This is a genomic window from Streptomyces diacarni (genome assembly GCF_003323715.1).
Taxonomy (GTDB): domain Bacteria; phylum Actinomycetota; class Actinomycetes; order Streptomycetales; family Streptomycetaceae; genus Streptomyces; species Streptomyces diacarni.
In genome coordinates, this window is record NZ_QOIN01000035.1 from 154,517 (window position 1) to 178,117 (window position 23,601).

General features: G+C 72.7%; 18 protein-coding genes. 12 read left to right on the forward strand and 6 right to left on the reverse strand.

Features of this window, described 5'->3' with window-relative positions:
* Nucleotides 1-256 precede the first annotated feature (256 nt).
* The 6 genes from DTL70_RS08335 (at nt 257) to pepN (DTL70_RS08360) (ending at nt 8,467) form a co-directional block, all read left to right on the forward strand.
* Nucleotides 257-538 (forward strand): hypothetical protein, encoded by a 282-nt coding sequence (locus DTL70_RS08335; protein ID WP_114018208.1) that lies wholly within the window; start codon nt 257-259, stop codon nt 536-538.
* Nucleotides 538-2,385 carry a 4-alpha-glucanotransferase gene (locus DTL70_RS08340; RefSeq protein WP_114021215.1) on the forward strand — a complete coding sequence of 616 codons (1,848 nt, stop codon included), beginning with the start codon at nt 538-540 and terminating at the stop codon, nt 2,383-2,385. Before DTL70_RS08335 ends, DTL70_RS08340 begins: the two co-directional genes overlap by 1 nt.
* Before the next feature lie 138 nt (nt 2,386-2,523).
* Entirely contained in the window at nt 2,524-4,233 is a 1,710-nt protein-coding gene (locus DTL70_RS08345; protein WP_114021216.1) for an alpha-L-fucosidase, read from the forward strand.
* Nucleotides 4,234-4,280: 47 nt separating this feature from the next.
* A complete protein-coding gene (locus tag DTL70_RS08350; RefSeq protein WP_114021217.1) occupies nt 4,281-4,517 on the forward strand; it encodes a hypothetical protein in 237 nt (78 codons plus the stop codon).
* 121 nt (nt 4,518-4,638) lie between these two features.
* Nucleotides 4,639-5,544 carry a hypothetical protein gene (locus DTL70_RS08355; RefSeq protein ID WP_114021218.1) on the forward strand — a complete coding sequence of 302 codons (906 nt, stop codon included), beginning with the start codon at nt 4,639-4,641 and terminating at the stop codon, nt 5,542-5,544.
* A gap of 262 nt (nt 5,545-5,806) precedes the next feature.
* Nucleotides 5,807-8,467, forward strand: a complete 2,661-nt coding sequence (pepN, locus tag DTL70_RS08360) for an aminopeptidase N (protein ID WP_114021219.1) — start codon at nt 5,807-5,809, stop codon at nt 8,465-8,467.
* 260 nt (nt 8,468-8,727) lie between these two features.
* Here the strand turns inward: pepN (DTL70_RS08360) and snpA are convergent, their stop codons facing one another.
* Nucleotides 8,728-9,420, reverse strand: a complete 693-nt coding sequence (gene snpA / locus DTL70_RS08365) for a snapalysin (RefSeq protein WP_114021220.1) — start codon at nt 9,418-9,420, stop codon at nt 8,728-8,730.
* A gap of 285 nt (nt 9,421-9,705) precedes the next feature.
* Between snpA and DTL70_RS08370 the strand changes: the two genes are divergently transcribed.
* Nucleotides 9,706-10,794: a LysR family transcriptional regulator gene (locus tag DTL70_RS08370; RefSeq protein WP_114021221.1), complete on the forward strand. Its 1,089-nt coding sequence runs from the start codon at nt 9,706-9,708 to the stop codon at nt 10,792-10,794.
* Nucleotides 10,795-10,870: 76 nt separating this feature from the next.
* Here DTL70_RS08370 and pepN (DTL70_RS08375) read toward each other — a convergent pair whose 3' ends face one another.
* Complete coding sequence (pepN, locus tag DTL70_RS08375) at nt 10,871-13,516, reverse strand: aminopeptidase N (RefSeq protein ID WP_114021222.1); 2,646 nt, start codon at nt 13,514-13,516, stop codon at nt 10,871-10,873.
* 166 nt (nt 13,517-13,682) lie between these two features.
* Between pepN (DTL70_RS08375) and DTL70_RS08380 the strand changes: the two genes are divergently transcribed.
* Nucleotides 13,683-14,321, forward strand: coding sequence for a DsbA family protein (locus tag DTL70_RS08380; protein WP_114021223.1), 639 nt, complete (start codon nt 13,683-13,685; stop codon nt 14,319-14,321).
* Nucleotides 14,322-14,499: 178 nt separating this feature from the next.
* On the opposite strand, the gene DTL70_RS08385 is transcribed toward DTL70_RS08380, so the two are convergent.
* Together DTL70_RS08385 and DTL70_RS08390 are read right to left on the reverse strand one after the other, a co-directional pair.
* The gene (locus DTL70_RS08385) at nt 14,500-15,141 is read right to left on the reverse strand and encodes a superoxide dismutase (RefSeq protein ID WP_114021224.1); all 642 of its coding nucleotides are present in this window, start codon (nt 15,139-15,141) and stop codon (nt 14,500-14,502) included.
* 210 nt (nt 15,142-15,351) lie between these two features.
* Entirely contained in the window at nt 15,352-16,803 is a 1,452-nt protein-coding gene (locus DTL70_RS08390; protein ID WP_114021225.1) for an amino acid permease, read from the reverse strand.
* A gap of 304 nt (nt 16,804-17,107) precedes the next feature.
* Here DTL70_RS08390 and DTL70_RS08395 point away from each other — a divergent pair, with 304 nt between their 5' ends.
* Nucleotides 17,108-17,716, forward strand: coding sequence for a biotin transporter BioY (locus DTL70_RS08395; RefSeq protein WP_114021226.1), 609 nt, complete (start codon nt 17,108-17,110; stop codon nt 17,714-17,716).
* Nucleotides 17,717-17,821: 105 nt separating this feature from the next.
* Here DTL70_RS08395 and DTL70_RS08400 read toward each other — a convergent pair whose 3' ends face one another.
* Nucleotides 17,822-19,339, reverse strand: coding sequence for an amino acid permease (locus DTL70_RS08400; protein ID WP_114021227.1), 1,518 nt, complete (start codon nt 19,337-19,339; stop codon nt 17,822-17,824).
* Nucleotides 19,340-19,559: 220 nt separating this feature from the next.
* Here DTL70_RS08400 and DTL70_RS08405 point away from each other — a divergent pair, with 220 nt between their 5' ends.
* Nucleotides 19,560-20,057 carry a ribose-5-phosphate isomerase gene (locus tag DTL70_RS08405; RefSeq protein WP_114021228.1) on the forward strand — a complete coding sequence of 166 codons (498 nt, stop codon included), beginning with the start codon at nt 19,560-19,562 and terminating at the stop codon, nt 20,055-20,057.
* Nucleotides 20,058-20,061: 4 nt separating this feature from the next.
* Entirely contained in the window at nt 20,062-20,910 is an 849-nt protein-coding gene (locus DTL70_RS08410) for an Fpg/Nei family DNA glycosylase (RefSeq protein ID WP_114021229.1), read from the forward strand.
* Between the two features lie 47 nt (nt 20,911-20,957).
* On the opposite strand, the gene DTL70_RS08415 is transcribed toward DTL70_RS08410, so the two are convergent.
* Nucleotides 20,958-22,214: a GNAT family N-acetyltransferase gene (locus tag DTL70_RS08415; protein ID WP_114021288.1), complete on the reverse strand. Its 1,257-nt coding sequence runs from the start codon at nt 22,212-22,214 to the stop codon at nt 20,958-20,960.
* A 124-nt stretch (nt 22,215-22,338) separates the two neighbouring features.
* Here DTL70_RS08415 and DTL70_RS08420 point away from each other — a divergent pair, with 124 nt between their 5' ends.
* Nucleotides 22,339-23,502 carry a PP2C family protein-serine/threonine phosphatase gene (locus tag DTL70_RS08420; protein WP_114021289.1) on the forward strand — a complete coding sequence of 388 codons (1,164 nt, stop codon included), beginning with the start codon at nt 22,339-22,341 and terminating at the stop codon, nt 23,500-23,502.
* The last annotated feature ends 99 nt before the right edge of the window (nt 23,503-23,601 follow it).

Sequence of the window (23,601 nt, forward strand, 5' to 3'; positions counted from 1 at the left end):
CGACCGGGCGCGGACCCTACACCCCCGGTGCCCCGGACTCCATGGTTCCGGGGCACCACCGTGCGGGGGCCCGCAAAACCTGCCGCCGGGTGTCCGGTTCGTCCGTCGTTTCTCCGCTTCCTGATCCGTCCCGTCGGCGATTCCTCGCGGGAACCGACGTGAGCTGGGACACGTTCTCGGGGCGGACACGTCTGTACTCCGGTCGACTGGGTAGGGCGAGTTCTGTCCGCAATTCGTCAACGAACGGAGGCCCGTCGTGGCCGCGTCCGCTGAACTCCTGCTGTCCGCGCTCGCTCCGCTTCCGCAGCAGCGCACACTCTCCAAACGAGGGCACGAGCCGGTAGACCTGTCCGGTGTGTCCGACCCCGACTCCGGACTCGACGGCTCGTGCACGTGCGGGTGCGCCGACGCCCCCCTCACCAGCGAGCCCCCGCTCGCCGACGCCATTCCGCTGACCAGTGAGCCGCCCCTCGCCGAGGCGCCGCTGACCAGCGAGCCCACCGGGGTCGGTTACGGCACGGAGCCGGCGGACATCTGATGCCCCTCCCCCAGGCACGGTCCGGGGGGAACCCCACCCGGCTCGCGCGGCTCGCCGAGGCCCACGGCGTCGCCCTCTCCCACGAGCCCGAACCCGGCCGGCACGTCCAGGTGCCCGAGGGGACGGTCGTGGAGGTGCTGGCGGCTTTGGGTGTCGACGCCTCGACGCCGCGCGCTGTCCGTGCGGCGCTGGAGCGGCACGAGTGGGACGGCCGGCAGTTGCTGCCGCCCACCGTCGTGCTGCGCTCCGGCGCGCGGCCGGTGTCCGCGCCGGCTCGCACCTCGTGCTTATCCCAGCTTCCCGACGGGACGGTGCTGCGCGTCGTCACCGACAGCGGTACGACCCTGGACTGGGGCCCGGGCACGCGCCTGCCCCTGGGGGTGCACACCCTCTTCGGGCACGCGCCCGACGAGCGCGCGGCCCACAGCACGCTCATCGTGGTGCCCGAGGCCTTCCCCGCCCCTCGGACCCGCGCCTCGGGCGAGGGCGGTATGGGGCTCCGCGTCCGGTTGCGGTCGCTGCTGTCGGCCCGTTCCCGGGGGAGGGGGGACCTGGCCGATCTCGGTGAGCTGGCCGACTGGGCGGGGCGCTGCCTCGGGGCGGACTTCCTCCAGCTGGACCCCTCGCACAGCGCCGTGCCCGTCCCGGACGAAACCGCGCCCGTTTCGGACGAAACCGCGCCCGTTCCGGGCGGGCGAGCCGGGGAGGGCCCGGCGGGCCACGCCGCCCTCTCGTCCTGCCTGCCCTCATCCCGCCGCTTTCCCGACCCGGTGCACCTGCGCGTCGAGGATGTCTTGGAGTTCGGGTGTCTGGGGGAGGAGCAGCGGCGCCGGGCCGAGGTGCTCCTGGGGCGTGCGGCAGCCCTGCGCGAGGGCGTGTCCGGCGGTCACGCGCCCCTCGGTCGGGGCGCGGTGTGGGAACTCAAGCGGGAGGCGCTGGAGCTGGTGCGCTCGGTTCCGCTCGGGCCCGGGCGCCGGGCCGCGTACGAGGACTTCGTGGCCGAACGCGGGCAGGCGCTGGTGGACCACGCCACCTGGTGCGCCCTCGCCGAGGCGTACGGCTCCGACTGGCGTTCCTGGCCCGCGGGTCTCGACGATCCCCGGTCCGCGCACACGGCCCGCGTACGCGCGCAGCGCCAGGACCGGGTCGACTTCCACGCCTGGGCCGCGTGGCTCACCGACTGCCAGCTCGCGGCGGCGCAGCACACCGCGCGGCAGGCCGGTATGGCCGTCGGTCTGGTGCTCGATCCGGCGGCGGGCGCGCATCCCGGTGGCTCGGACGCCTGGTCGCACCAGCACAGCCTCGCGCAGGGCGTCACCCTCGGCGCGCCGCCGCGGGGGCGCGATGCCAGGGGCCAGGACTGGGGGCTGCCGCCCTGGCGGCCGGACGCGCTGGCCCGGGCGGGGTACGGGCCCTACCGCGAGGTGCTCGCCGGGCTCTTCCGGCACGCCGGGGCTCTGCGTCGCGGTCGTGCCCTGGGCCGCTCCAGGCTGTGGTGGATTCCCGAGGGCCGTCCGCCGGCCGAGGGCACCTACGTGCGCTATGACGCCGAGGCGTTGCACGGTGTTCTCGCCCTGGAGGCCCACCGGGCGGGTGCCGCCGTCCTCGGCGAGGATCCGGCCGGCGCCGGGCCCGGGGCGCGGGAGTCGGCGGCGCCGGGGGAGCCTGCGGGGCTGGGGGAGCCTGCGGGGCGGCGGATGCGCGGCGCCTCGGTGTCGTGGCCGGAGTGTCCCGACCCGCCCCTTCCCGTGGTGGATGTCCAGGGCCGGCCCGTGCCCTGGGAGGAGGTCGCCGCCTCGCCGCGGGGCAGGGAGTTGCTCGCACAGTGGGGCGCGCTCCCCGGCTGAGAGCCGCACGCTCACCGCCTCCTCCCCCCCCCAATAGATTGGACCTATCTCTTTCCCGCCACCTCACGCCTGCGGCACCATGCCCACGTACCCCTCAAGAGATCGGATCTCTCTCCGGGTGAGGAAGGTGGAGGACTCATGGTGAGACGCCGCCCCCGCGCACGGCTGCTGGTGTCCGCGCTGGCGTTGGCCCTGGCCGGTGCCGTGCTGTCGGCGCCCGCGCAGTCGGCTTCCGGGGCCGCCCGAGGGCCGGAGGGCCCGGGCTGCCATCGGCCCGTGCGCCCGGCCTCGCAGATGCGGATCGAAGACTGCGACAGCCCGCAGCGCGTCATCGAGAAGGCCGCGAAGACCGTGCCCACGAAGGGGCAGTACGCCTGGCAGCAGCGGGAGGTGACGGCGTTCACGCACTTCGGCATGAACACCTTCACCGACCGCGAGTGGGGTTCGGGCGCGGAGGACCCTTCCCTCTTCGACCCGGGACACATCGACTTCGACCAGTGGATGCGTGCCTACAAGGCGGCGGGCGCGGAGCAGGTGATGCTGACCGCGAAGCACCACGACGGGTTCGCGCTGTGGCCCAGCCGCTACACCGAACACTCGGTGGAGAACACCCCCTACGGGCGCGACGTCGTCGGGCAGTACGTGAAGGCTGCCCGCAAGGCCGGTCTGAAGGTCGGCGTCTATCTCTCTCCCGCCGACGGCGCCGAACTGCCGCACGGCTGGCACGAGAAGTGGCTGGCGGACCTCCGGGCGAAGCAGGACGCGGGCGAGCAGCTGACCACGGTGGAGCGCACGGCGCTCGCCGACGGCGGTCCTCCGCGGGGGAAGGGCCGGTACGGCAATGGCAGCGAGCCGACCGAACGCACCTTCCCCACCCTCGTGCCGGGCGACGACCGCGCGGAGAAGGTGGCCTCGGGGGAGCTGCCCAGCTTCACGGCGAAGGTCAACGACTACGACGCCTACTACCTCAACCAGGTCTACGAGATCGTCACCGAGTACGGCCCCCTGGACGAGCTGTGGCTGGACGGTGCGAACCCGTGGAGGGACGCGGGTGTCACCCAGGAGTACGGCTGGAGCGAGCTGTTCCGCGCCCTGCACGAGCTGGCGCCCGACACGCCCGTCTTCGGCGGCCCGCAGGGCGTGCGCTGGGTGGGCAACGAGAACGGTGTCGCACGGGAGAGCGAGTGGAGCGTGACGCCGTCGACGCGCGACCCGTGGACGGCGTACGCCGGAGGGCTGCCCAACGACTCCACCGATCCCGACATCGGCTCCCGCGAGAAGCTCCTCGACCCGTCGGTGAAGTACCTGCAGTGGTATCCGGCCGAGGCGGACGTCTCGCTCAGACCGGGCTGGTACCACCACGCCGACGAGCACCCCAAGAGCGCGGCGCGACTGCTGGAGCTGTACGAGAAGAGCGTCGGGCGCAACGCCTCGCTGCTGCTCAACGTCCCGCCCGCGAAGAACGGCAGGATCGACGCGGCGGACGTACGGGAGCTGACGGCGTTCGGTGACGCCGTGCGCGACATCTACGGCACCGACCTGAGAAAGCGCGGCCCGGGACCCCACACGTTCGACCGCGTCGCCGTGGGGGAGGACATCCGCGAGGGGCAGCGGGTGGAGCGCTTCACGGTCGAGGCCAGGTCGGGTGGCGCGTGGCGTGAGATCGCCTCGGGTACGACGATCGGCCACCGCCGCATCCTGGAGCTGCCGCAGCCGGTGACCGCGCGGCAGGTGCGGGTGAAGGTCGAACAGTCGCGCGGGAAGCCGCACCTGCGGCCCCTCACACTGCACCTGGCGGAGCAGTCGGAGCGGCCGGCGCACCCGCGGGCCGCGGCGGTCGTCCGATAAGCCCACCCCGGCGCGCGGGGCGTTCACCCATCCGATATCTTGGCAGGGTGAGCAACAAGGTCAACAAGAACGCCCTGCGCGCCGGAACGGTCACTGCCGGTGCGACGCTGATGATGCTCCTGTCGTCCCCCGCCTTCGCGCTCACCCGCGACGACGGCGACGACCCGGGCCCGGGTCTGAGCGTCGCCGAGACGCTGGGGCTCTACGTCGCCATCCCGATCGTGCTCTTCCTGGTGATCGCCGGGTTGGTCACGCTGGGCGACAAGCGCAAGAAGAGCCACTGACGCCTCGGCGGGCCGTTATCGGCTTTCGAACGGCCGTGCTTTAGGGCAGAGTTGTCCGCGTTCCGCGACAGCTTCGTCACAAGCGGTGGCAGCCGCCGGGCGGCGGGGAAGTGGCCCCGACATGACGCACGAGGTACCACTCCCGCCCCGCACAGGACTGCCCACCAGTGAGCAGCGGCTGCACGCCGCGCTCCGGTACGCCGGCACCGACGCCGCCGCTCCGCCCGGGGCCGCCTCCAGAGCCCCGCACCGCGCGATGATCACCGGTCTGGCCGCGCTGGCGCTGCACTGCTTCTCCGCCGCGCCGTCCCTGCTGGACCTGGAGCGGATCGACGTGCTCGTCCCCGAACTGGACGACAGCGCCCACCCGGGGCCCCGCGCCCCGTCCCCCGCGGCCTGCGCCTACACCTCCGCGCACCTGGTGCGCACCCGCATCCTGCCCGAGCCCGAGGAGATCACCGGGCTGCCCGTGGCGCCCGCGCCCCGCGCCCTGGCCGACGCCGTGGCCGGTCTCACCGACGCCGAGGACGTGCGGCGGCTGCTGGTCGAGGCGGTACGCGGCGGACACTGCGACCCGCAGCCCGTCGTCCGCGAGCTGACCCGCGCCCGGCTGCTGGGGCTGCCGCACGTCGCGGACGCCGTGGACAGCCTGCTGGCCGAGGGGCGCGCTCTGACCGAGGGCTGCCTGTACGCCCTGGTCTTCACCCACGGGCTCCCCGACCCCTGCTGGAACGTCGAGCTCCGCGTTCCCGGTGGCCCGCCCGTCGGCGCCGTGGACGCGTACTGGCCCGACCACGGTGTCGCGCTGGAGATCGACGCGCGCACGCCCCGGGCCGGTGCGGAGGCGGCCTGGGACGCGTACGCCCGCAAGCGCGAGACGCTGGAACAGCTCGGCGTCACCGTCGTGCACGTGACCGAGGCGAAGCTGCGGGACGCCCTCGCCCAGCAGGCGACGGTGGTCCGCACGGCCCTGATGACCTCGGGCGAGCGGGAGCCCGCCGCCTACCTGAACGTCCTGCCGCGCTGACGCGGCCGCTGGCCCGCGAGGTGCGGGCCGCCTGGCGTGCGGGTGGTGACAGCCCCTCCGTGCGGGCGTGCCTGGCGGCCCTCACCACCGGCGAGCCGGACGCGGGGGCGCGCTGAAGCCGCCGGGCGCCCCGAACACCCGCTCCAGGGGCCTCGGCCGCCCCGGCCACCCGCCGTTCTTCGCGGTGCCCGCGTGGAAGGATGGCCCCTGCACGACTGCGCCGTAAGCCGCGAGCGTTTCGCGAGAGTGGGGAGATCACCAAGTGCCTGGCACGAATCTGACGCGCGAAGAGGCCCAGGAGCGGGCTCGCCTGCTCGCCGTCGACTCCTACGAGATCGAGCTGGACCTCAGCAGCGCGCAGGGCGGGGGTACCGCAGCACCGGGCGGCCCTGACGACGGCGAGGGGATCTTCCGCTCGGTCACCACGATCCGGTTCACCGCCAGGGAAGCCGGCGACACCTTCGCCGACCTGATCGCGCCCGCCGTGCGTGAGGTCACCCTCAACGGCACCTCCCTCGACCCGGCGGAGGTCTTCGCCGACTCCCGCATCGCCCTGCGGGGGCTGGCCGCCGGGCCGCAGGAACTGCGCGTCGTCGCGGACTGCGCCTACACCAACACCGGTGAAGGCCTGCACCGTTTCGTGGACCCGGTGGACGGCCAGGCCTATCTCTACACCCAGTTCGAGGTCCCCGACGCGCGCCGCGTCTTCGCCAACTTCGAGCAGCCCGACCTCAAGGCGACCTTCCAGTTCACCGTCCGCGCCCCCGAGGGCTGGACGGTGATCTCCAACTCGCCGACCCCGCGGCCGGAGGGGACGCTGTGGCGGTTCGCGCCCACACCGCGGATCTCCACCTACATCACGGCGCTGATCGCCGGCCCGTACCACGCGGTGCACAGCACCTGGGAAGACAAGAGGGGTCTGAGCGAAGCTCAGTCCGCTGGGGGTGGTGGGGGGCGACGGGCGGGCCGCAGCGTGCCGCTGGGCATTTACTGCCGTCCGTCGCTTGCCGAGTACCTGGACGCCGAGGCGCTCTTCGAGGTCACCCGCCAAGGCTTCGACTGGTTCCAGGACAAGTTCGACTACCCGTACCCGTTCGAGAAGTACGACCAGCTGTTCGTGCCCGAGTTCAACGCGGGCGCCATGGAGAACGCGGGCGCGGTCACCATCCGCGACCAGTACGTCTTCCGCTCCAAGGTCACCGACGCCGCCTACGAGGGCCGCGCCGAGACCCTCCTGCACGAGCTGGCCCACATGTGGTTCGGCGACCTGGTCACCATGGAGTGGTGGAACGACCTGTGGCTGAACGAGTCGTTCGCCACCTACACCTCCATCGCCTGCCAGGCCCACGCCCCCGGCAGCCGCTGGCCGCACGCCTGGACGAGCTTCGCCAACCAGATGAAGACCTGGGCCTACCGCCAGGACCAGCTGCCCTCCACCCACCCGATCATGGCGCCGATCCGCGACCTGGACGACGTCCTGGTCAACTTCGACGGCATCACCTACGCCAAGGGCGCCTCCGTCCTCAAGCAGCTGGTCGCCTACGTCGGCATGGACGAGTTCTTCCAGGGGGTGCGCGCCTACTTCAAGCGCCACGAGTGGGGCAACACCCGCCTGGCCGACCTGCTCGGCGCCCTGGAGGAGACCTCGGGGCGCGACCTGAAGACCTGGTCGAAGGCGTGGCTGGAGACCGCGGGCATCAACGTCCTGCGCCCCGAGCTGACGACGGACGCCGACGGCACCCTCACCGCGCTGGCCATCCGCCAGGAGGCGCCGGCACTGCCCGCGGGCGCCACCGGAGAGCCGACCCTGCGCCCGCACCGCCTCGGTGTCGGCTTCTACGACCTCCGCGACGGCAAGCTGGTGCGCACCGACAGCGTGGAGCTCGACGTCGACGGCGAGCTGACCGAGGTGCCGCTGCCGAAGGCCCGCAAGCGCCCCGACGTGCTGCTGCTCAACGACGGGGACCACACCTACGCCAAGGTCCGCCTCGACGCCGACTCGCTGGCCGTCGTCACCCGCCACCTGGGCGACTTCGCCGACCCGCTGCCGCGCGCCCTGTGCTGGGCCTCGGCCTGGGACATGACCCGCGACGGCGAACTGGCCACCCGCGACTACCTCGACCTCGTCCTGACCGGCGTCGGCAAGGAGTCCGACATCGGCCTCGTCCAGTCCCTGCAACGCCAGGTCAAGCTCGCCCTCGACCTGTACGCGGCGCCCGACTGGCGCGACGCGGGGCTCACCCGCTGGGCGGAGGCCACCTTGGAGCAGCTGCGCGCCGCACGCCCGGGCAGCGACCACCAGCTGGCCTGGGCCCGCGCGTTCTCCGCCGCCGCCAGGACCGACGCCCAGCTCGACCTGCTCGCCGCGCTGCTGGAGGGCGGCGAGTACCTCGAGGGGCTGACCGTCGACACCGAGCTGCGCTGGGCCTTCCTCCAGCGGCTCGCCGCCACCGGGCGGGCCGACGAGGCGCAGATCTCCGCCGAACTGGCCCGGGACGCGACCTCGGCGGGCGAGCGGCACGCGGCGGCCGCCCGTGCGGCGCGGCCCACGCCGGAGGCGAAGGCCGAGGCGTGGAGCGCCGTCGTCGAGAGCGACGCCCTGCCCAACGCGGTGCAGGAGGCCGTCATCTCCGGGTTCGTGCAGACCGACCAGCGCGCCCTGCTCGCGCCCTACACCGAGCGCTACTTCGCGGCCGTCAAGGGTGCCTGGGAGGAGCGCAGCCACGAGATGGCCAGCCAGATCGTGGTCGGCCTCTACCCGGCGCTGCACGTCGAGCAGCGGACGCTGGAGGCCACCGACGCCTGGCTCGCCTCCGCCCAGCCCAGCGCGGCGCTGCGCCGCCTGGTGACCGAGTCCAGGGCCGGTGTCGAGCGGGCGCTGCGCGCCCAGGCGGCCGACGAGGCGGCGGGCGCCCCTCGCTGACCTGCCGCGTACCGCGGACGTCGGCCCCCGGCATCAAGCCGGGGGCCGACGTGCGGGGAGACGGGGCTCCGGCCCGGCCCGTGGGGGAGAGGGCCGGTGGGGGGTGGCAGGAGAGCGGCCCTCTGAGCCGGTGGGCGGAGCCCCGGTGGAGCTGCCGGCGCCCGGCCGCCGTCCCGGCGCCGCGAAGGGGCCGGACGCCGGGAGACGGAACGGTGCCGGGAAGTGCGGGGCGTGCTGGGGAGGTCAGACGCCCGGAGGGGTCACCTGAGCAGGGCCGCCTTCTCGAACATCACCTCGGCGACACCGTTGGCCCACAGCTGTTCGACCTGGGAGCGCTCGGTCGCGTTGGGCTGGTCGTTGGTGCAGGAGGGCCCAGGGCCGCCGCCTGACATCAGTTCGCTGCAGGGGCCGGAGTAGTTGTCCGGCAGGCCGAGCACGTGCCCGGTCTCGTGCGCGACGACCCGGTTGGAGTCGTACTGCTGGTTTTGCGCGTAGTCGAGGAAGACGTAGCCGCTGCCGTGCCCGTCGGTGTAGGCGTAGCTGCCGCGCGAGTCGTTGCCCTCGCGGTAGTCGAAGGTGGCGCCGCTGCCCTCGGCCAGCTGCACGTTCTGGACGGCGGAGTTCCACACGGCGGCGCTGTTGGCTATCTGGCTGCGGAAGCTGGGCGCCCCGCTCGCGTCGTACTTGACGGTGACCTGCTGGAAGCCGGGCTTCTCACCCTGCTGCTTGAGCGCTTCCTTGACGATGAACTTGAAGAACTCCTGGTTCTGGCGGTCGCTCTCCCCGGTGTAGCCCTGCGTGCTGCCCGCGTCGGTGTGCGAGGTGGCGGCGACGGGGGCGTGGGAGTCGGCGGTACCGGCGTCGGAGGCGGTGGCGGGGACGGCACCGAGACCGAGGGCGACGGTCGTGCCGAGGCCGATCGCCGCGGACAGAACAGAAGTGCGGTATCTCATGGGGGGTCTCCTCGAGTTCCGAGGGGCCGGCGCCGCTGCGAAGTGGCGTGGGGGCGCCGCCGGTCCCTTGGGGCGGATTCCTTGGGACGGATGCTCGCTGCGGGAGATTCTGTTCGAGCGGACGGCGTTCCGGAATGATGCCAGGTGGCGATAGGGCGGGGTTATCGCCCCGCGCGCCCCGTCCTCCCTGAGCGCACCCGGCCGGGCGGGCGGCGCCGTTCACCGCGCCGTCGCCGCCGCTTCGCGGCCCCGTCGCCGTCTGGTACGACCACTGACACCGCCGCTATGCTCCCAGGCGTGGAGCTCGAAGTGAGGCATCTTCGTGCACTGTGCGCGATAGCCGACACCGGCAGCGTGCACAAGGCGGCCCGCCAACTCGGCATGACACAGCCGTCGCTGACGACCCAGCTGCGCCGCATCGAGCAGGCCGTCGGCGGCCAGCTCTTCACCCGGCAGCGCACCGGCAGCAAACCCACCCCGCTCGGCCGCACCGTCCTCACCCGCGCTCGGCCGATCGTCGCGCAGATGACCGAACTGGTCCGCGAGGCGAAGGACGCCGCGGGGCTCGGCCCCGGCGGCCCGGGCACGCGGCTGCGGCTCGGCAGCACCGGCAGCAGGGCCGTCCCCGGCTGGCTGCGGCGCCTCAACGGCAGGCTGCCCGAGCGCGACATCACCTTCCAGACCGACGTATCCGCCAACACCCTGCTGCGCATGGTCGCGGGGAACCAGCTCGACGCCGCCTTCGTGCACGAGGTGGAGGGCTCGCCGCTGCGGGTGCCCGACGGCGTCGAACTCCGCGTCCTGGTGCGCCGCGAACCCCAGTTCGTGGCCGTCCACGAGACCCACGCGGCCGCCCGCGCCGGACGGGCAGTCGCCCTCGCCGAACTGGCCGACCAGAAGTGGATGGTCGACCCGTCCGTCGACGGCGACTGGGACGGGCTGCGCCGGGTGTTCGTGGACGCGGGCGTCGACCCGCGCATCGTCTACGGCGACTACCTGTCCGCCGGCGACCTGGTGGCGGCGGGCGAGGTCGTCACCCCCTGCCAGCCCACCGCCCAGCCGCGGCCCGGCATGTCCATCGTCCCCCTGGAGGGCGATCCGCTCGGGGTGCGGCTGGTGGTGGGCTTCCGCAGCGGGACGGGGCTCGGTGAGGAGGGCGACGCCGTCTTCGCGGACCTGCGGGCCTCCTACGAGGCGGTCGCCAGGTCGAGCCCCGCCTATGCCCGCTGGCTGACCACCCGGAACGCTGCCCCGGCCCCGCCCTTCCAGCGTTTCCTGGGGGCTCCTCCCCCAGACTCCGGCCGGGGGGACCCCCACCCGGACCCCCGGACTTCAATCGCCGGACAGGCTGATCTCAGCCTGTCCGGCGATTGAGGACGAGCGAGGCGATTCCGGGTGGGGGGGGCAGAGCCCCCCACAGAAACGGTGAAGGGCGGGGACGCCGGCTCCCTCACGCGCCCCCGGCCGAGGCGTCCGCCTGCTGGGCCCGCAGGGCGCGGGCCAGGTCGTCGCGGGACTCCGCGACGAGCCGCCTCAGGGCCGGCGCCGCGTCCGCGTGGGCGCCGAGCCAGGCGTCGGCGGCGTCCAGCGTCGCCTGGTCGCCCTGCGCCGCGGGGAACAGCCCCCGCACGATGGCCATGGCGATCTCGATGGAACGCGAGGCCCACACGGACTCCAGCACCTCGAAGTACCGCTCGGCGTAGGGCGCGGTCAGCTGAGCCTGGCCGCTCTGGTCGAACCCGGCGATGGTCGCCTCGACGAGCGCGTTGGACAGCGTGTCGGACTCCACGACCCCGGCCCACGCCTGGGCCTTGACCGCGGCGGACGGCCGGGCCGCCAGGCACCGCACCTGGTGCCGCTTGCCCGACGCGGTGTCGTCCCGGGCCAGCTCCGCGCCGATCGCGGCCTCGTCGGCGATCCCTTCGGCGGCGAGCGTTCCCAGGAACGTCCAGCGCAGTTCCTGGTCCACCCCGAGCCCGTCGACGCGCGCCGTGCCGGCCAGCAGGCCCTGCAGCAGGCGCAGCTCCGCCTCCCCACTGGCGACCGCGGCCAGGAAGCGGGCCCAGGCCAGCTGGTGGCCGCTGCCGGGCTCGGCGTTGCGCAGCCCGGTGACGGCGCCCTCGGACAGCAGCCGCGCGCCCTCGGCGCGCCGGGCGGGCGCGGTGTAGCGGTCGAGGGCGAGTTTGGCCTGGCCGTGCAGCATCTGCAGGACGCCGATCTCGCTCTCGTCGCCGGCGAACCTGAGCACCAGCGCCAGGAAGTCCCTGGCGGGCATCAGACCGTCGCGGGTGAGGTTCCACAGCGCCGACCAGCACAGCGCACGGGCGAGGGGGTCGGTGAGTTCGCCGAGGTGGTCGCGGAGGGTGGCGAGGGAGGCGTCGTCGAAGCGGACCTTGCAGTAGGTGAGGTCGGCGTCGTTGACGAGGACCAGGTCGGGGCGGTCGGCGCCGGTCAGCTCGGAGACGGCGGTGCGCGGTCCGGTGACGTCCACCTCGGCGCGCGCGTACCGCTCCAGCACACCGGCGGCCGCGTCGCGGCGGTAGAGGCCCACGGCGACGCGGTGCGGGCGCAGCACCGGGTGCGCGTCGGGAGCCTCCTGGAGGACGGCGAGTTCGGTGACGCGCCCGTCCGCGTCGTAGGTGAGCTGCGGGGTGAGGGTGTTGACCCCGGCGGTCTGCAGCCACGCCTTGGACCACTCGCCCATGTCGCGCCCCGAGGTCTCCTCCAGCACGGCCAGCAGGTGCTCCAGGCGGGTGTTGCCCCACTGGTGGCGCTGGAAGTAGCGGCGGGCGCCCTCCAGGAAGGCGTCCTTGCCGACGTAGGCGACCAGCTGCTTGAGGACGGAGGCGCCCTTGGCGTAGGTGATGCCGTCGAAGTTGAGCTTGGCGTCCTGAAGGTCCCGGATGTCGGCGGTGACGGGGTGGGTGGAGGGGAGCTGGTCGGCGCGGTAGGCCCAGGACTTGCGCCGGTTGGCGAAGGTGATCCAGCCGCCGGTGAACCGGGTGGCCTCCACGAGCGAGAAGGCGCCCATGAAGTCGGCGAAGGACTCCTTGAGCCACAGGTCGTCCCACCACTCCATGGTGACCAGGTCGCCGAACCACATGTGCGCCATCTCGTGCAGGATGACGTTGGCGCGGCCCTCGTAGGAGGCCTCGGTGACCTTGCCGCGGAAGACGAACTCCTCGCGGAAGGTGACGCATCCGGGGTTCTCCATGGCGCCGATGTTGTACTCGGGCACGAACGCCTGGTCGTACTTCCCGAACGGGTACGGGTAGTCGAAGTGGTCGTGGAAGAAGTCCAGGCCCTGCTTGGTGACGGTGAAGATGTCCTCGGCGTCGAAGTGCGGGGCCAGCGCCTTGCGGCACAGCGCGCCGAGCGGAATCTCCAGCTCGCCGCCTCCCTGGGAGCCTTCGGCCCGGGAGGTGCCTCCGGCGAAGGTGCGCCGGTAGGTGTCGGTCACGTAGTGGTAGGGGCCGGCGACGACGGCGGTGATGTAGGTGGAGATCGGCTGGGTGCGGGCGAAGCGCCACACCGCCGCGCTGCCGCCGTCGACCGGGCGGGGCTCGCCCTCCTGGGCGCCGTTGCTCAGCACCGTCCAGCCGGCCGGCGCGGTGACGGTGAAGTCGAAGGGCGCCTTGAGGTCCGGCTGTTCGAAGTTCGCGAAGACGCGGCGCGCGTCGGCGGGCTCGTACTGGGTGTAGAGGTAGACCTCGCCGTCCTGCGGGTCGAGGAAGTGGTGCAGGCCCTCGCCGGTGCGGCTGTAGGCGCACCGGGCGTCGATCGTCACCACGTTCTCACCGTCGGCGCGCAGCCCCCGCAGGGTGACGCGGGTGCCGTCGAAGACCTCGTCGACGGGCAGGGAGGCGCCGTTGAGGGTGACGGAGTGGACGTGCGGTGCCACCAGGTCGGCGAAGGTGGTGGCGCCCTCCTCGGCGCACGTGAAGCGGATGGTCGTCGTCGACCTGAAGGTGCGCGGCCCCTCGGCCGGTGGTGCTTCGACGGCCGAGCGCAGATCCAGCGCCACGTCGTACCCGCTCACGCTCAGCAGCGCGGCGCGCTGCCGGGCCTCGGTGCGGGTCAAGTTCTCTCCGGGCACTGCCACGCTCCCTCTCGCTTCAGGGTCTGGATCCGTCCACGTCTCGTATGGTGAACAACCCGCTCAGCATCGCACGTGCCGCTGGGCGCCCGTACCCGGGAATGCGGTCGATGCCGCCGATGTTGTCGGCGTCCGAGACGATCCGCCCCACCTCCGAGGAGAGCGCATGTCCGAGACGCCCGAGGCGACACCCGCCGATTTCTGGTTCGACCCCCTGTGCCCCTGGGCGTGGATGACCTCCCGCTGGATGCTGGAGGTGGAGAAGGTACGGCCGGTTTCGGTCCGCTGGCACGTGATGAGCCTGTCGGTCCTCAACGAGAAGCGGGTCGACGACCTGCCCGAGCGCTACCGCGAGCTGATGGCGCGCGGCTGGGGCCCGGTCCGCGTCTGCATCGCCGCCGAGCAGGAGCACGGCAGCGACGTGCTCGGCCCGCTCTACACCGCGATCGGCACCCGCGTGCACCCGGGCGGCCGTGAGCTGAGCCGCGAGGTGCTGATCGAGGCGCTGGAGGAGGTGGGACTGCCGGCCGCGCTGGCGGACGCCGCCGACACCGACACCTACGACGCCGCCCTGCGCGCCTCGCACGAGGAGGGCATCTCCCTGGTGGGTCAGGAGGTGGGTACGCCGGTCATCGCCGTCCCGGACGAGGTGGGCAAGCAGGTCGCCTTCTTCGGTCCTGTGGTCACTCCGGCGCCCAAGGGCGAGGCGGCGGCCAGGCTGTGGGACGGCACCCTGATGGTGGCCTCGACCCCCGGCTTCTTCGAGCTCAAGCGCACCAGGGACGTGGAGCCGCTCTTCGACTGAGCCGCTCATCGGCTGAGCCGTTCATCGACTGAGCCGCTCTTCGACTGTGCCGAGGGGCGGCGAGCGGCCCCCTGTGCGTCACGTCCGCACAGGGGGCCGCTCTCTTTTCTCCTCCCGCCCGCCGCGAAGGTTGAGAAGACGATCACGAGGACGGAAGCCGGGCTGCCGCGCCGCCGGGTTACGGAGCCAGCAGGAGGTTGTTGGCGCGCTCCTTGGCGGCCGTGTAGCGGGCCGAGACGTCGCGCCAGTTGACGACGCGCCACATGGCCTCGACGAAGTCGACCTTCTGGTTGCGGTACTGCAGGTAGAAGGCGTGCTCCCAGGCGTCGAAGACCAGGATCGGCACGGAGCCCTGCCCGACGTTGCCCTGGTGGTCGTAGACCTGCTCGACGATGAGCCGGCCCGTGACCGGCTCGTAGGCCAGCACGCCCCATCCCGAGCCCTGTGTGGTGGCCGCGGCCTTGGACAGCTGGGCCTTGAACTTGGCGAAGCTGCCGAAGGATTCCGCGATGGCGTCCGCCAGCTCGCCGGTGCCGTCCCTCTCCAGGGGCTCGCCGCCGCCGTCACCGGTCATGTTGCGCCAGTAGATGGTGTGCAGGATGTGCCCCGACAGGTGGAAGGCGAGGTTCTTCTCCAGGCCGTTGATCGACCCCCACGCGTCCTTGTCGCGGGCCTCGGCGAGCTGTTCGAGGGTGTCGTTGGCCCCCTTCACGTACCCGGCGTGGTGCTTGTCGTGGTGCAGCTCGATGATCTCGCCGCTGATGACCGGCTCCAGCGCGGAGTAGTCGTACGGCAGCTCCGGCAAGGTGTATGTCGACATGCCCTCTCGCCCTTCGCTCGCTAATGCACATTACTTGCAACAAGAAGTTAGCAGCAAGAGCACGCGAAAGAGCGGAGCGCCCCTCGATCCGAGGGGCGCTCCGCTCCTGGCATGGGGGGCCGGAGGCCTAGGTCCTCCCGGTCCTTCCGGCCCTCTCGACCCTCCCGGTCCTTTCTTTCGGCCCGTGCCGGGCTCGCGGTCGAGGCACCGTCAGGCGTCCTCGGTCACCGCGGGGCGCGGGCGGGTGCGCTGCCGCACGTAGCCGACGGCGGCCAGTACCACCGTCAGGCCTGCCGTGAAGGCGAGCTGGGTGCGGGTGTCGCCCTCGCGCAGCATCAGCAGCAGGATGGCGAGGATCGCCAGCACCGCCACGATCGTCAGGCCCGGGAAGAGCCACATCCGCACCACCAGCTTCTCGGGCGCCTCCCGCTCCAGCCGGTAGCGGGTGACCAGCTGCGCGACGGCGATGAAGCCCCACACGACCAGCGTCGCCGCGCCGACCATGTTCAGCAGCCAGGTGAAGACCGTCTTCTCCCAGAAGATGTTCAACAGGACCGCGACGAAGCCGAAGAAGGACGAGGCGATCACCGCGTAGCGCGGCACGCCCTGCGGGCTCAGCCGGTTCAGGAAGGCCGGGCCCTCGCCCCGCTCCACCAGCGAGTACGACATGCGCGAGGCGCCGTAGATGTTGGCGTTCATCGCCGAGAGCAGCGCGATGAGCACCACCACGTTCATCACCTGCGCGGCCGCGGGGATACCGACGTAGTCCAGCACGGCGGCGTAGGGGCCCGACTTGACCGACTCGTCGCTCCACGGCATCAGGGTGACGATCACCAGCATGGAACCCACGTAGAACAGCGCGATCCGCCACACCGCGGTGCGCACCGCGGTGGCGACGCCGGAGACCGGCTTCTCCGACTCGGCCGCCGCGATCGTCACCGTCTCCAGACCGCCGAACGCGAAGACGGAGGCGAGCAGGCCGACGATCAGCCCGTCGGTGCCGGTGGGGAAGAAGCCGCCGTCGCCGGTCAGATGGCTGCTGCCCGGCGCGTCGGTGCCGGGCAGCAGTCCGGCTATGGCCAGGATCCCCAGCACCAGGAACGCGCTGATCGCCAGCACCTTCAAGGTGGCGAACCAGAACTCGTACTCACCGAAGTTGCGGACCGCGGCCAGGTTGCTGGCGCAGAACAGGACCATGAACAGCGCGACCCACATCCACTGCTCGGTCCCCGGCAGCCAGCTCGTCATGATCTTGGCGGCGGCGGTGGCCTCGGTCGCGATGGCGACGCACAGCAGCGTCCAGTAGATCCATCCGCTGGCGAAACCCGCCCAAGGTCCCAGGGCCCGCTCGGCGTGGACGGAGAAGGAGCCGGAGGCCGGGCGGGCAGCCGACATCTCGCCGAGCATCCGCATCACCAGCATCACCAGCGCCCCGGAGGCGGCGTAGGCGAGGACGATCGAGGGGCCCGCCGCGGCGATGCCCGCGCCGGAGCCGACGAACAGGCCCGCGCCGATGACACCGCCGAGGGCGATCATCGACAGGTGGCGCTGCTTGAGACCGTGGGAGAGGGAGCGCCCGTCGGACGCGCCGCCGTCCGGTCCCGAGGGCTTGGCGGGCTCGTCGGGCGGGTGCGGCGCGTCGGACGTCTCGGTGCGCGTCATAGGGGCCGTTCCTGGGTGTGAGGGGTGAACGGGGACAGAGCGGTGCGTGGTGCGTGGTGCCCCCACAGTGTTCGGGAGGCAGCCCCGGCACATCAATAATCGTGCAGCCCATCCCGCGATACGGACAGGCCGCGTTGCGGGTGAATACGGGGTGAACCGCCCACCCGTGCCCGGCTGTCGCGCAGTTCACCCCGCCCCGCGCGCACTGGGCACTGTCGCCAAGCTCACGGTCCGCTCACGCACAGCCATCGGACGGTTTCGGCTAGCGTCATGGGGCACGAGACCGACGAGACGGAGATGCCAGATGAGTGCCCTCACTTCCGCCGCAGCCACCCCGCGCCCCGGAGCCGTGCTCGCGGATCTGCTGCCCGCCTCCAGCGCCGCCCGCGCCCGCGTGCGGGACGCCGCGCTGGTCGTCGGCGGCGCCGCGCTGACCGGGATCGCCGCGCAGATAGCGCTGCCGATCCCGGGCTCGCCCGTGCCGGTGACCGGACAGACCTTCGCCGCGCTGCTGGTCGGCGCCGGGCTGGGCGCCGGGCGCGGCTTCCTCGCGCTGGCGCTGTATGCGGTGGCGGGCGTCGCCGGGATGCCGTGGTTCGCCGAGGCCTCCTCCGGCGCGGGGCTGCCCACGCTGGGGTACGTCATGGGCATGCTGCTGGCCTCCGTCGCCGTGGGCACGCTGGCCCGCCGCGGCGGCGACCGGGGCGCGCTGCGTACGGCGGGCACGATGGCGGTCGGCCTGGCGCTGATCTACGCCGTCGGCGTCCCCTACCTGGCGCTGTCGACGGGCATGTCGCTCGGCGAGGCGGTCGCCGCGGGCCTGGTGCCGTTCCTGATCGGCGACGCCCTCAAGGCGGCGCTGGCGATGGGCGCCCTGCCCGCCGCCTGGAAGCTCGCGGGCCGCAAGGGCTGAGCCGGCTCGCACGCCGCGCGCAGCGCTCCGCACGCCGCGCACACCGAGGGCCCGGCGCCGTACAGGCGCCGGGCCCTCCTGCGTCCCCGGAGGGGCGCACACCGCTCAGCCCGCGTCGGCGGGGGAGCGGGGCGGCGCCTGGGCCGCCCCGCCCAGCGGTTCCCCGGCCCGTGCCTTTCCGCGCCCGAGACGGTCCTTGACCAGCGAGGTGATCAGCACGCCCGCCGCGACGGCCAGCGAGAGGAGCATCTGGGTGCGGCCGTCGTCGTCGGTGAACATGTAGCCGATCACGAAGACGATCAGGCCGATCGTCGCCCACGTCAGGTACGGGTACAGCCACATCCGCACCGTCAGCCGCTCCGGCGCCTCCCGTTCGATGCGGCGCCGCATCCGCAGCTGCGAGGCGCAGATGACCAGCCACACGAACAGCGCGACGGCGCCCGAGGAGTTGAGCAGGAACTCGAAGACGGTGTCCTTGGCGATGTAGTTGAAGAAGACCGCGACGAAACCGAAGGCAACCGACGCCAGGATCGCGGCGGTCGGCACGCCCCGCTTGTTGGTGCGGCCGAAGGAGGCCGGGGCGTCCCCGCGCTCACCCAGCGAGAACGCCATCCGCGAGGCGGTGTAGAGGCCCGAGTTGAGGCAGGAGAGGACGGCGGTCAGCACGACGACGTCCATGACGGTGCCCGCGTAGGGGATGTCCAGCGCGTCGAGCACGGCCACGTACGGGCCGTCGGCGGCGATGGCCTTCGAGTCCCACGGCAGCAGCGCCACGATCACGAACATCGAGCCGATGTAGAACAGGCCGATCCGCCAGATCACGCTGTTGACGGCCTTGCGCACGGCGGCGACCGGGTTGGGCGACTCGGCGGCGGCCAGCGTGACGATCTCGCTGCCCATGAAGGAGAAGACCACCAGCAGCATCCCGGAGAGGATGGCGCCGGGACCGTGGGGCAGGAACCCGCCCTGCCCGGTCAGGTGGGAGAGCCCGGCCGCGCTGTCGGCGGGCGGCAGGCCCACGAAGGCGACCATGCCGACGACGATGAAGGCGATGATCGCCACGACCTTGATGCCCGCGAACCAGAACTCGAACTCGCCGTAGGAGCCGACGGAGATCAGGTTGGTGCCCGTCAGCACCAGCATCACCAGCAGGGCCCACACCCACTGGTCGACGGCGGGTATCCAGCCCTCCAGGATGTCGGCGGCGGCCGTCGCCTCCACGGCCAGTACGACGGCCCAGAAGAACCAGTACAGCCAGCCGATGGTGAACCCGGCCCAGCGGCCCAGCGCCCGGTCGGCGTAGGTGGAGAACGAGCCGGAGGCGGGGTCGGCGGCGGCCATCTCGCCCAGCATCCGCATCACCAGGACGACCAGCAGCCCGGCCAGCGCGTAGGAGAGCAGGATGCCGGGTCCGGCGTCGGCGATGCCGGCCTTGGAGCCGACGAACAGGCCGGCGCCGATGACGCCGCCGATGGCGATCATGGACAGATGGCGGTTCTTGAGGCCTGCCTGGAGGCCGTCGCCGTCCTGTGCGGCCGCGGGGGCCGCTGCGGCCTCGGCGGCCCGCGGCGGCGGCTTCTGCGGCGGCACCCCCGGCGTACGCGGGGTCTGCTGGGAACTCATGGGGCAGCCGGCTCCTCGTGAGGTCGTCTTTAACGAGCGTTCACATGTAAAAGGTCGTGCTGCCCGCAACGGAAGAGCCGAATCCCATGTGTTGCCCGCGCAACAGCGGACGGCGACGTACCGGGACCCGGCCACCGCGTACGGTCACCGGCGTGACATGCCGTGCCGCCTTCCCTGCCCTGCGCGGGGCCACGCGCCGCGGGGATGACACACTCTCGGTATGCGCGTGTACCTCGGCTCCGACCATGCCGGTTACGAACTGAAGAACCACCTCGTCGAGTGGCTGGAGTCCGTGGGCCACGAGCCCGTCGACTGCGGCCCCCACCTCTTCGACGCCGAAGACGACTACCCTCCGTTCTGCCTCCGCGCCGCCGAACGCACGGTCGCCGACAGCGGCTCCCTCGGCATCGTCATCGGCGGCTCCGGCAACGGCGAGCAGATGGCCGCCAACAAGGTCCCCGGCGCGCGCTGCGCCCTGGCCTGGTCCGCCGAGACGGCCGCGCTCACCCGCGAGCACAACGACGCCAACCTCGTCAGCGTCGGCGCCCGGATGCACACCACCGAGGAGGCCGTCTCCTTCGTCGAGACGTTCCTGAACACCTCCTTCTCGCAGGGCGAGCGCCACCGGCGCCGCATCGGCATGCTCGCCGACTACGAGCGCACCGGTGAGCTGCCGCCCGTCCCCGCCCACCACCCGCAGGCACCCTCCAAGCCCTGATCCCGTGCCCGAGGGACACACCATCCACCGGCTGGCCCGCGACGTCGCGGACCGGTTCGCCGGGCACACGCTGGACGTGTCCAGCCCCCAGGGCAAGTTCGCCGACGGCGCCGCGCTGCTCGACGGCGCGGCGCTGACGGCGACCGAGGCGCACGGCAAACACCTCTTCCTCGGCTTCGGACCCGTCGGCTGGGTGCACATACACCTGGGCCTGTACGGCACCTTCCGCTTCGGCGAAGGGACGCCCCCCGAGCCCGTCGGCCAGGTACGGCTGCGGCTCGCCACCCGACCCGGCGAGACCCCCGCAGGACCGCTGCACTACGCGGACCTGCGCGGCCCCACCCGCTGCGAGCTGCTGGCCGAACCCGAGAAAAGCGCCGTCAGCGACCGGCTCGGGCCCGACCCGCTGCGCGCCGCCTCCGACCCCGAGGCGGCCTGGGCGCGGATCTCCCGCAGCCGCACGAGCATCGCCGCGCTGCTCATGGACCAGAAGATCGTCGCCGGCGTCGGCAACGTCTACCGCGCCGAGGTCCTCTTCCGGCACGGCATCGACCCCTACCGCGCCGGCCGCGACCTGGCCCGCGCCGAGTGGGACGGGCTCTGGGAGGACCTGGTCGCCCTGATGACGGACGGGGTGCGCAAGAACCGCATCGACACCGTCAGTCACGCGCACACCCCCGAGGCCATGGGACGCCCGCCGCGCGTGGACGACCACGGCGGCGAGGTCTACGTCTACCGCCGCGCCGGGCAGCCCTGCCTGGTGTGCGGCAGCCCCGTCGCCACCGCCGAACTGGCCGCCCGCAACCTCTTCTGGTGCCCCCACTGCCAGCGGGAGCGCCCGCGGGGCCGATGAGACGCCGGCCGTGCCCGCTGCCCGAGCAGGCCCCCCCGTGCGCCTCGTCAGAAGCCGTGCGGCAGCCAGGGGGCCGTCTCGCTCGTGAAGGCGGTGGCCGCCGCCCGCAGCGCGCCGGATTCGGGCCGCACCTCGCGCACCAGACCCGCGCTGCCCAGCGCGGCCAGGGAGGTGCCGCCCAGGTAGGCGCGGCCCAGCTCCCGCACGGACAGCGACAGATCGGCCGCCTCCCGGGTGGGCTCGCACACGGCGCCCTTCTCGTCGCCCGACACCCGCCACCGCCCGCTGTTCCACGGGCAGAAGGTGTCCTCGACCTCCAGGACGACGTCCAGCGGGGCACCGTAGGAACGGGCGGCCAGCGCGTCGCCCACCTGCACGAGGCGCACGTACAGCGTGTCGTCGTTGAGGTGTTTCGCGGACCTGCGCGGGTCGTCCACCAGGTGCAGCCACGGGTCGTCCAGCGGCCGGTTGTCCGCGACGATCGACGTCGTCAGGTCCAGGGACCACAGGAAGCGCCACATCGCCGCGTGTCCGGCCGCGTCCACGGCCTCCAGGTTCCGCAGCCGCACCTCGCCCTCGGGCGCGCCCGACGCGGAGGCGCCGAGCTTGACCGCGTAGCGGGCGAACGCCACGGGCGTGCCGTCGCGCAGAGCCACCACGCAGCGCAGCGGTGAGGCGCCGTCGCGCCGGCGCTCGGGGTCGAGCAGGGGCGCGTGCTCCCATCCCGGGCGCCTCTCCAGCATCCCCGGGCGCAGGGGCACGGCCCGCGCGTAGACCGCCTCGCACTCCGCGAGCAGTGCGGAGGCCGTGTCGGAGGCCCGCAGTCGAAGCGCGTCCGCCTCGGCGGCCAGGGGCGCGGGAAGGTTCAGCGTGCTTCTGCTGGTGTCGATCCTGGCCGCCATACGGCCCGCCGCCAGGCCGTATCCGAACCGCCCGTAGATGGCCGCCTCCGACGCCGTCAGCACGGCCAGCGGCTCCTCACCCGCCGCCCGGATGTCGTCCAACTGGCGGCGCATGAAGGACCGCAGGATGCCGCGCCTGCGGTGGGTGGGTGCCACGCTCACCATCGTCACCCCGGCGGTGGGCACCACGGCGCCTCCGGGGACGGCCATCCGGAAGGACAGCAGCCCCGCCGTGGCCACAGGACGCCCCTCGTCCCACACCCCCAGGCAGCGCTCGATCTCGGTCAGCGAGCGGTACAGGTTCCGCTCCTCGGGCGTCTCCTCGTCCACGAACGCACTCAGCACCCTCTCGTACCAGGCGTCCCACTCGGAGGGCTGGAGAACACGCGGCTCAGTCGTCATGCGGCCCATCACAGCAGGCCATTCGAACACCGGCTAACGATTTTGGCCGCGGGCGCGGCGCACGCCCCCGGTGCCCACGCCGGGAATCGACGGGCAACCAGAGGGGTGGCTAGGCTCCGTGAGCATGGCGCAACGCCGCGCGGGACCCTCCAAGGCGACGACCCGGTCGCACCAGGCACTCAAGGCCTGGCACCGGGTCCGCACCAACCTGCGCAAATCCGCCGTCGACTACTTCCGCGGCGGCGCCTCCGACTGGGTCGCGCTGGCCGGACTGCTGCTCACCGTCCCGGCGTTGACGTGCGCCACCGTCCTCACCCCGCTGTGGTGCGCCCCCGAGGCGCTGGTGCTGCCCCTCATCGCCGGCGGGCTGCTGCTGCGGCCCGCCAGCCTGCTGGCGCTCTACGCCGCGGCCGCGATCGCGCTGATGGCCGAGTCACTGCTGCTGGAGCCCTGGGAGTTCAACGACGGCGCGGGACGCGTCACCCCCGGCACCATCCTGGTGGTCGCCGCCGCAGGACTCTCGGGCCTGCTCATCGCCCAGTTCCGCAGCCGCGTCGGCGTGCCCTGGAGACGCGGCGGCACCATGCTCTTCGACCTGCGCGAACGCATCCGCGTCCAGAGCGAGCTGCCCAAGCTGCCGGCTGGGTGGCACCACGAGATGGCGCTGCGTCCCGCGGGCGGCCAGTCCTTCTCCGGGGACTTCGTCGTCGCCGCCAGGACCGGGCCGAAGCGGCGCACCCTGGAGCTCGTCCTCACCGACGTCTCGGGCAAGGGCATGGACGCCGCCTCCCGCGCCCTGCTGCTGTCCGGTGCCTTCGGCGGGCTGCTCGGCTCGCTGCCGCCGCACGCCTTCCTGCCCGCGGCCAACGGCTATCTGCTGCGCCAGTCCTGGGACGAGGGGTTCGCCACCTCCGTCCACCTCGTCCTCGACCTCGACAGCGGCGACTACGAGCTGCTCTCCGCCGGCCACGTGCCCGCGATGCAGCTCAACGCCGGTTCCGGCAAGTGGGAGGAGAAGGCCGCCGAGGGCCCGCTGCTGGGCGTCTACGACGGCGCCGAATTCGACCCCGTCAAGGGCACGCTGCGCCGCGGCGACGTGCTGATGCTCTTCACCGACGGGCTGGTGGAGACCGCGGAACGCGACCTCACCGAGGGCATGGACCGCCTCGCGGGCGAAGCCGACCGCTACGTCTCCTCCAGTTTCCACGGCGCCGCCTGGCACCTGATCGAATCGGTCGCCCGCGACGTCAACGACGACCGCGCACTACTGCTGATCTGCCGCGACTGAGGGCCGCACCGGCCTGCCCCACGCCCCGTACTGGTGCTGTCCCCACCCCCGGCTCTGGGGCAAGCGGGATGGCCCGGACCCACCCTTGATCCATACGTT